Source organism: Intrasporangium chromatireducens Q5-1, from assembly GCF_000576575.1.
GTDB lineage: Bacteria > Actinomycetota > Actinomycetes > Actinomycetales > Dermatophilaceae > Intrasporangium_A > Intrasporangium_A chromatireducens.
In genome coordinates this window covers 1-7,429 of record NZ_AWQS01000186.1, presented here as the reverse complement: position 1 = coordinate 7,429, position 7,429 = coordinate 1, and the positions used below count along the sequence as shown (strand labels likewise).

Genomic DNA, 7,429 nt, shown 5'->3' with positions numbered 1-7,429 from the left:
TTCTCGAGCATCGTCACGTGGGGGAAGAGGTTGAAGTGCTGGAAGACCATCCCGACATGGGCCCGGACCTTGTCGACGTCGACCTTGCGGCCGGTCAGCTCCACGCCGCCCACGTGGATCGTGCCGCCGCTGGGCGGCTCCAGGAGGTTGAGGCACTTGAGCAGGGTCGACTTGCCGGAGCCCGACGGCCCGATGATGCAGACAACCTCCTGGCGGCCCACGTCGAGGTCGACGCCTCGCAGGATCTCGAGCTGGCCGAAGGACTTGCGCAGTCCGCGGATGCGGATCGCCGGCTCGAGGGCTGCAGCCTGCGACGGTGCATGCTCTGTCAGGGCGCTCACGTTCAGGCCTCCTGCATCTCGGTGATGGGGGTCGGGCGGGACGCGGCCGTGGGGCCGGGCGACCCAGCACCGCGAGTGGGCTTGCCCGTGCGCAGCCGGCGGTCCCACCAGTTGACGAAGTACGTCAGCGGCACCGTCATCAGCAGGTAGCAGCACCCGGCAGCCACCAGTGCGGAGGAGTTGTAGGTGTTGGCCGCCTGTTCGTGGGCGATGAAGTAGAGCTCTCGCTCACCGATGGACAGGCCGAGGAGATAGACGAGCGAGCTCTCCTTGATGTCGATGATGAAGCGGTTCGTCAGTGCCGGCAGGACGTTGCGGATGCCCTGCGGCACGATGACCTTGCCCATCGTCTGCAGGTAGCTCATGCCGAGGCTCCGGCCCGCCTGCATCTGCCCCGCCGGGACAGCCTGGATGCCGCTGCGGAAGACCTCGGCGCAGTAGGCGCCCGAGATGATCGCGACGGCCAGGACGGCGTAGCCGATCGGGCTGCGGCCGAAGGGCCGTATGTTCGCCGCCGGCAGGCCGAGGCCGATGAGGCTGATCGTGAGGATCGCCGGCAGGCCCCGGAAGATGTCGACATAGATCCGGGCGGGCAGCCGGACGAGCCAGTGCCGAGAGAGCAGCATCATCGCCAGGACCAGGCCGATGACCAGCCCGATCAGCGCGGCCAGCGTGGCGATGATGAGGGTGTTGCGGATGCCCTCCGTGAGCAGCGTGGGCAGGACCGCTGTGATCTCTTCCCAGTCGAAGAAGGTGTGCAGGAAGGCGTCCATGGCGAGCAACGCTAGGACCCAAGCCGTGGGGTGGCCGCCATAGTTGCACGCAGGTGACAACAGTTCCGATCCCGAGAAGGGCACGCTTCGAGCGGAGGGGGGTGAGCGGCATACCTCTGGGGTGGTGGGTGTGCCGCTCTCAGGTCACTCGTCAGCGGAACCGTGGGCGGCGATGTAGCGCTCCACGCGCCGGTCGGGGACGAGCCACATCAGCGCGACGATTGTGTAGATCGCGACCCCGAGCCACGCGGCGAGGAGCGTCGCAAGGATGCCGGCGACGTAGATCCAGGGGCTCGTCTTCGCCTTGAGGTCACGCCCGAGGGCTGTCGCGAGGGCGCCGTCGCGGCCCTGGTGGCGCTCGATCACCGTCTGGAGGATGAAGTAGGCGATCGCGCAGAGCAGCAGGTTGACGCCATACGTCACGACCGGGGTGGTCCCGAAGGACTGCTCGTCCATCCACGCCGTCGTGAAGGGCAGCAGCGACAGGCAGAAGAGCAGGCCCAGGTTGCTCCAGAGCATCCCGCCGGTGACCTGCCGGACGAGCTGGAACAATGTGGTGGTGGTTGTTCCAGTAGAGGCCGACATAGACGAAGGACAGCAGGTAGGTCAGCAGCCCCGTCGCCGAGCCGAGGAGGTCATGGACGGTCGGCCCCTCCGGCACCCGCAGCTCGAGCACCATGATCGTGATGATGATGGCGAGCACGCCGTCGCTGAACGCCTCGAGGCGACTGGTCTTCACAGCAAATCAGTATGTCGGCGGGGTACAGCGGAAGTATGCAAGCACTGGAACAAGGTCCTCCTCCACCGCCCCGGCCGCGTCGCGTCAGCTACGGCGTCATCGCACTCGTCGCCTTCGGGGTCTTCCTCGTCCTCAACTTCTGGCCCGGTTGGGAGGCGCTGCCGATCTTCACGGACCGGATGACCTACACGCTCGGCGCGGTCGACTTCGCACTCTGGGCGGTCATCGCGTTCAACGTCGCGTTCCTCTTCTCGGACGCGCGCGGGCTGCACCTGACGGCACACCTGATCATCGCGATGATGTCGATGTTCGCGCTCACGCGGCTGATGCGCGACTTCCCCTTCCCCCTCACGGGCATCTGGGCCGGCGTCGTCCACTGGATCCTCGTGCTCGGAACGGTGCTCAGCTTCCTCGTCATCCCGGCCACCTGGTGGGGCATGGTGACCCAGGGCTACGACGGTCCTGGCGCCAAGCGCGGGCGGCGGGGGCTTCCGGGACTCCGGGGGCGGCACCTCGGCCGGCACCGGCACGCCTCCTGAGGCTCGTCGCCACGGGCGCCGGCCCGCTACGGTCGCAACCGTGAGACGACCGGCCGAAGACATGCCCATCGGGGTGGAGCTCGACTGCGGCACCCACGCGGTGACCGAGCAGGAGATCATCGAGTTCGCCACCGAGTGGGACCCGCAGTACTTCCACGTCGACCGCGACGCCGCCGCCCACAGTAACTTCGGCGGGATCATCGCCAGCGGGCTGCACACCGCGTCGATCTTCCAGCGGCTCGCGGTGACGGGCGTCTACACCGGGTATGACGTCATCGCCGGCAAGGAGATCCAGAGCCTCCGCTTCCTCCGCCCGGTGCGGGCCGGCGACGTGCTGAGCTGCACCATCGTGGTGCGTTCCGTCGAGCCGGACGGCGCCGGCCGCTGCCTCGTCAGCATCGCCGGCACGCTGCGAAACCAGCTGGGTAGGCCCGTCCTCGAGCTCGAGGTCGACTCCCTGGTGCGCTCGCGCGAAGAGGCCTGAGGACTGCGGAGGGCTGGCGGCTGAGGACCGCCGCGGTCACCAGACGGCATCGCCGCGGAGCACGACGTCGCTGCCGCCGTCGACATAGATGACCTGCCCGCACAGGTGCGTGTTCTCCTCGCCGCCGAGCCAGGCGAGCAGCCGGGCGACGACGACCGGCTCTGCGACGCCGTTCAGGGGCATCGGCACCATCTTGAGCAGGGCCTCGCGCCCCTCCTCCGTCGCGATGAGATCGGCTGTCATCGGGGTGGCGATGATCCCCGGAGCGACGACGTTGAGCGGGATGCCGGAGCCGGCCCACTCAGGGCCAGCAGCGTGACGGCGCACCCAGCGGGAGAGCGCGAGCTTGGTCGAGCCGTAGATGAGCGCGCCGGTGGTCTGCGGGTCCTTCGCCAGGATCTCCCCGCGAGCCAGGGCCGCCGCCTCGTCGCCGGCCAGGAGCAGCCTGACGAGTTCGTCGTCGGTCGGCATGAGGGCGGCCATCGACGAGACCACGACGGCGCGTGGCGTCGCGGCGCCGTTCAGGAAGGGGCGCAGTCCTTCGAGGGTGGCGAGCGTGCCGAAGTAGTTGACCGCCACCGTGGTCGGGGTCGGAGTCGCGACGCCCGCGTTGGCATAGATCGCGTCGATCGGGCTGTCGTCGAGCAGTTCGCGCATACCGGCGACCAGGGCGGTCCGCCCGGCGGCGGTGGACAGGTCCGCGACGACCTGCGCGTCGCGCAGGTCGACGCCAATGACCCGCTGACCGCGGCTCTGCAGCAGGTCCTTGGTGGCCTTTCCGATGCCCGACGCCGCGCCGGTCACCACTGCTATCCGACTCATGGGGTCCCCCTCTGATCGCGTTCTGCCGCTCCCATGCTGAGCGCCGCCAGAGCGGGGAACCAGAGACGAAAGTCCCGTGCCAGTCGAGCCGGCCCGCTCCCTATGCTCGTCACGTGGACGAGACGCAGGGATTCTTCGAGTTCGACTGGCCGCCGCCCAACCCACCGATCAAGCTGCCCGAGCCGCCACCCGAGCCGGTGCTGCTGACCGTGCACGTCGCCCTCGACGAAACTGATCCACCGGTGTGGCGCCGCGTCACGATCCCCGGCGAGCTCGACCTCGGCCGGGTCCACGACGCGCTCCAGCAGCTCATGGGCTGGGAGGAGTCGCACCTGCATCGCTTCGGGCTGACCGCCGAGGCGCAGCCGGGGCCGTGGTTCGTCACGCAGTTCGACCGGTCGGAGGGCGAGGAGGGCACGCTCGAGACCGAGGCCCGGCTCGACCAGCTCCTCCGTGTGCCCGGCGACACCCTGGCCTACGAGTACGATTTCGGCGACGGCTGGCGCCACACCCTCACCCTCGAGTCCGTCGACCCGATGCCCGACCCGGCCGACGCGGCAGCCGGCGGGGCCGCGGAAGCCGGCTCAGCGGCATACCCCCTCGTTTGTCTTGCGGGGGAGCGCGCCTGCCCGCCCGAGGACGTCGGCGGCGTCGGCGGCTACGAGGAGATGGCCGAGTGGGTGCGCAGCGGCTACGAGGACGCGCGGCTGCCGCGGCGCGGCCTGACCGCCGAGGAGCTGCGCGACTGGCTGCCCGAGGGGTGGGACCCGGACCGCTTCGACCTCGACGAGGTGAACGCGGCGCTCGCCCGCCTCGCGCCGCGGGACACCGACACGGCGCTCGCCCAGCTGCCGCCGGAGCTCGCCGGCATCGTCAGGTGGCTGTCGATGCCGGCCCGTTTCGAGCTCGACGAGTGGCTCTCCGCGCCGGGCTGGGCTGAGCCGCTGGCCTTCACGCCGAAGGAGGCGGCCGCGCTGACCCGGCCCGTGCGTGTCGTGCTCGACGTCGTCGGCGACGGGCTGGCCCTGACCGCCGCCGGCTACCTGCCGCCGCGCGCCGTCGAGGCGATCTATCGGGCGCTCGGCATGGGCGAGGAGTGGATCGGCAAGGGCAACCGGGAGGACCAGACGCTGCCGGTGCTCAGGCTGCGTGAGCAGGTCGCCCGGCTCGGGCTGATCCGCAAGGCGAAGGGGCAGCTGCTCCCGACGGTCGTGGCTCGGAAGGTGCGGGACGACCCGTCGGCTCTGCTCGGGCACGTGCTCGGTCGCCTCCTGTCGGGCTTGACCGAGTTCGACCGGATGGCAACGCAGTTCGCGCTCATCGCTGTCGCTGGGGGCCAGTGGTCACGCCACCTCGCGCTGTGGGGACCGGTCACGGAAGTCGTATGCCGTGTGCTGACGATCCATGGGTGGGCGCGGGACCCCTACGGCGAGCTCGAGCGTAACGACGTGTCGGGGGCGATTGCGGACACGGTGTCTTTCGTGGGCGAGCTGGTGCGGGCGGCGGCCGAGGAGCCGCGCGAGGAGCCCGAGCTGGCGGCACGCGTGGCTCGGGCGGCACTGGCCGCGATGGCGTGACGGTGCGGTGCTGGGAGGCGTCTGCGAATGCGGCGGGGCGTGTGCCCTTGTGGTTGCCCGGACGGCAAGAAAGGCACGCGCCTGGGGCGGGCGACCGGCGGGGTTGTGAGCATGTTTCGGGAGCGGGGCACCGAATACTGCTCACAACCGCAGTGCTGGCGGGCGCGTCAGTCCCAGGTGAACATCCGGCCGGTGGCGGCGCGCTCCCGCAGGTCGATGAGCTCGGCGCGCATCGAGCTGACCAAGAGGTCCGGAGTGCCGAGCTTGGGGCCGTATGCGTCGTAGGCGGTCCCCGGCAGCGCCTTGAGCAGGACCTGAGCGCGCTGGGAGACGCTGCCCTTGACGCCGAAGTGCCCGAGCAGGTCCTGGGACTCCATCGACGAACCGCCCCGGGCAACAAGATGGTTCGCCCGGCCGATCGTCCAGGCAACCGCGGCGGCGGCGGTCTCGTCCCGGGCGTTCCTGCGGAAGATCACCGGGTCTGCCGCGGCCACTCGGGCGAGGTAGCGCCGGCACGCCGTGCGGAACTCGACACCGAACGAGCGGTCCGCGAAGTCGTCGACGAGCCCCGCGATGTGCTCGACCCGGTCCCGGATGTCGTCGGGCAGGCGGGCCGCGACGAACGGCTCGTCCGGCAGAGGGGTCGCGTCAAGGGCGTCGAGCACGTCTCGGCCGCCGACTTGGCTGGCCGCCGAGGCGATGATGCTCTCGACGAGCTCCTCCTCGCTCAGCCGGCGCGTGTCACGTCCGGGCATCGTTCGGTCCGCGCTCAGCGTTGGGCCGGTGCCGCTCGCCTGGCCGGCTCCGCTGTCGTCGCCGATGACGCTGATCCCGAAGTCGGCGAGGCCGTCGGTCAGCTCGTCGTAGGCGATGAGCGCCTGCCGCAGCGTCTGGGCCTGCTGCGACAGGGCGATCTCGAGGTAGCGGGGCATCGACTCCCGGGCCGCCCGCAGCAGGTTGCCCTGCTGCTTGGCGGTGCGACCAATACGGCGGCAGGCGAACTTGATGTAGGCGTCGAGGACCTCTGGGACGCGGCGTGCAGTCCGCGGGTCAGGCAGCACGACGGTGGGCAGGTGGCTGTCCAACAGCTCACGCACCCGAGCCGGCGTCAGGTCGAGAGGGTCCTGCGTGCCCAGCATGCTCGTGAACTCGACGATCGACTGGATCGCGGCGTCGTCATGGGTGTCCTCGAGGTCGAAGCCGATGCCGATGGCCTCGGGCGACTCTGCGAAGTCGGCGATGACGTCGTCCGGGTCCGGCCCCAGCAGTGGGCCGCCCAGGTGCAGGTCGGGGAAGCCGGGCAGTGATGTGGTGCTCGAGTCCGGTGTGCCTCCTGTGGGCATGAGGCGCAGCAGCCACTCGAGGAAGGGGCGCCCGCTCGGCCACGTGTCGTTCTCGTCGTCCACGGGCCGGTTGGCGCCGTTGGCGAGGCTCTCCTCGAGAGTCGCTCGGGTGGTGGCGAGGTCGAGCGGGCGGACCCCGAAGGGAAGGGGCCCCGGCGCCGCCGCCGCCATCCGGTCGGCCGCCTCGGCGAGTGGCTCGGCCGTCGGGAAGGCGTCCTTGACGCCGCGGCCCAGGCCCTCGTCGTAGACGATGTAGGTGGCGGGCTCGCCGCCGGGCCAGCGGTACTCGATCAGGAAGTTCTGGCCCGGCTCCGCGTCGAACCCGGCGACCGCGGCCTCGGTCACCGTGGCCTCCGGCAGCTCGGTGAGCCACCGCGGCATCGGCTGGTGACGCCGCTCGAGGGCGCTCGCCACGCGGGCTCGCATCGACTGCTGGGGAGCGATGGCGCCGAGGACGTGCAGGGCCGCGGTCGTCTCGGCAATGTCGATGTCGATGAACGTGTCGATGAGATCCTCGAGGGCGGTCGGGGACGCGTCCGCGAAACCGTGCCGGCCGTCGGTCGCGGTGACGATCGAGGAGATGAAGGCGAGTAGCGCCATGGGGTCGCGGTCCCGCATCCGGGTGCGCAGCTGTTGCATGAGCGGCTGCAGCTCCGCCTCGACCTCGATCCGCTGCTGGACCTCGTCGCTGTGCACGAGCCGCAGGCGTGCGTCGCCGCGCTTGCGGTTCTTCCCTCGTTTCGCCACCGACTCATCCAACCATTTCTCGTCGCGGCGGTTGGGCGGCCGGAGTTTGCGCTCACTCGACGGG

8 protein-coding genes and 1 pseudogene are annotated in these 7,429 nt (G+C 70.3%); 3 read left to right on the top strand and 6 right to left on the bottom strand.

What is annotated here, in order from left to right; genetic code table 11:
• The 4 genes and pseudogenes from N864_RS16830 to N864_RS26090 form a co-directional block, all read right to left on the bottom strand.
• On the bottom strand, positions 1 to 332 hold a 332-nt coding region (locus N864_RS16830; protein WP_034719512.1), incomplete at its 3' end, for an ATP-binding cassette domain-containing protein.
• 11 nt (positions 333 to 343) lie between these two features.
• Positions 344 to 1,114 carry an amino acid ABC transporter permease gene (locus tag N864_RS16825; RefSeq protein ID WP_034719507.1) on the bottom strand — a complete coding sequence of 257 codons (771 nt, stop codon included), beginning with the start codon at positions 1,112 to 1,114 and terminating at the stop codon, positions 344 to 346.
• Positions 1,115 to 1,258: 144 nt separating this feature from the next.
• On the bottom strand, positions 1,259 to 1,666 hold the full coding sequence (locus N864_RS16820; RefSeq protein ID WP_240474370.1) for a TMEM175 family protein: 408 nt from the start codon (positions 1,664 to 1,666) through the stop codon (positions 1,259 to 1,261).
• 55 nt (positions 1,667 to 1,721) lie between these two features.
• A pseudogene (locus N864_RS26090) lies at positions 1,722 to 1,793 on the bottom strand (hypothetical protein); the annotation flags it as partial.
• Positions 1,794 to 1,888: 95 nt separating this feature from the next.
• Here N864_RS26090 and N864_RS16815 point away from each other — a divergent pair.
• The gene (locus tag N864_RS16815; RefSeq protein WP_034719505.1) at positions 1,889 to 2,392 is read left to right on the top strand and encodes a hypothetical protein; all 504 of its coding nucleotides are present in this window, start codon (positions 1,889 to 1,891) and stop codon (positions 2,390 to 2,392) included.
• Positions 2,393 to 2,432: 40 nt separating this feature from the next.
• Positions 2,433 to 2,876: a MaoC/PaaZ C-terminal domain-containing protein gene (locus N864_RS16810; RefSeq protein ID WP_034719501.1), complete on the top strand. Its 444-nt coding sequence runs from the start codon at positions 2,433 to 2,435 to the stop codon at positions 2,874 to 2,876.
• Positions 2,877 to 2,912: 36 nt separating this feature from the next.
• Here N864_RS16810 and N864_RS16805 read toward each other — a convergent pair whose 3' ends face one another.
• Positions 2,913 to 3,698 (bottom strand): SDR family oxidoreductase, encoded by a 786-nt coding sequence (locus N864_RS16805; protein ID WP_034719496.1) that lies wholly within the window; start codon positions 3,696 to 3,698, stop codon positions 2,913 to 2,915.
• A gap of 113 nt (positions 3,699 to 3,811) precedes the next feature.
• On the opposite strand from N864_RS16805, the gene N864_RS23750 reads away from it, so the two are divergent.
• Positions 3,812 to 5,275 (top strand): plasmid pRiA4b ORF-3 family protein, encoded by a 1,464-nt coding sequence (locus N864_RS23750; protein ID WP_051518715.1) that lies wholly within the window; start codon positions 3,812 to 3,814, stop codon positions 5,273 to 5,275.
• A gap of 167 nt (positions 5,276 to 5,442) precedes the next feature.
• On the opposite strand, the gene N864_RS16795 is transcribed toward N864_RS23750, so the two are convergent.
• On the bottom strand, positions 5,443 to 7,429 hold a 1,987-nt coding region (locus N864_RS16795), incomplete at its 5' end, for a DUF6398 domain-containing protein (protein WP_205620978.1).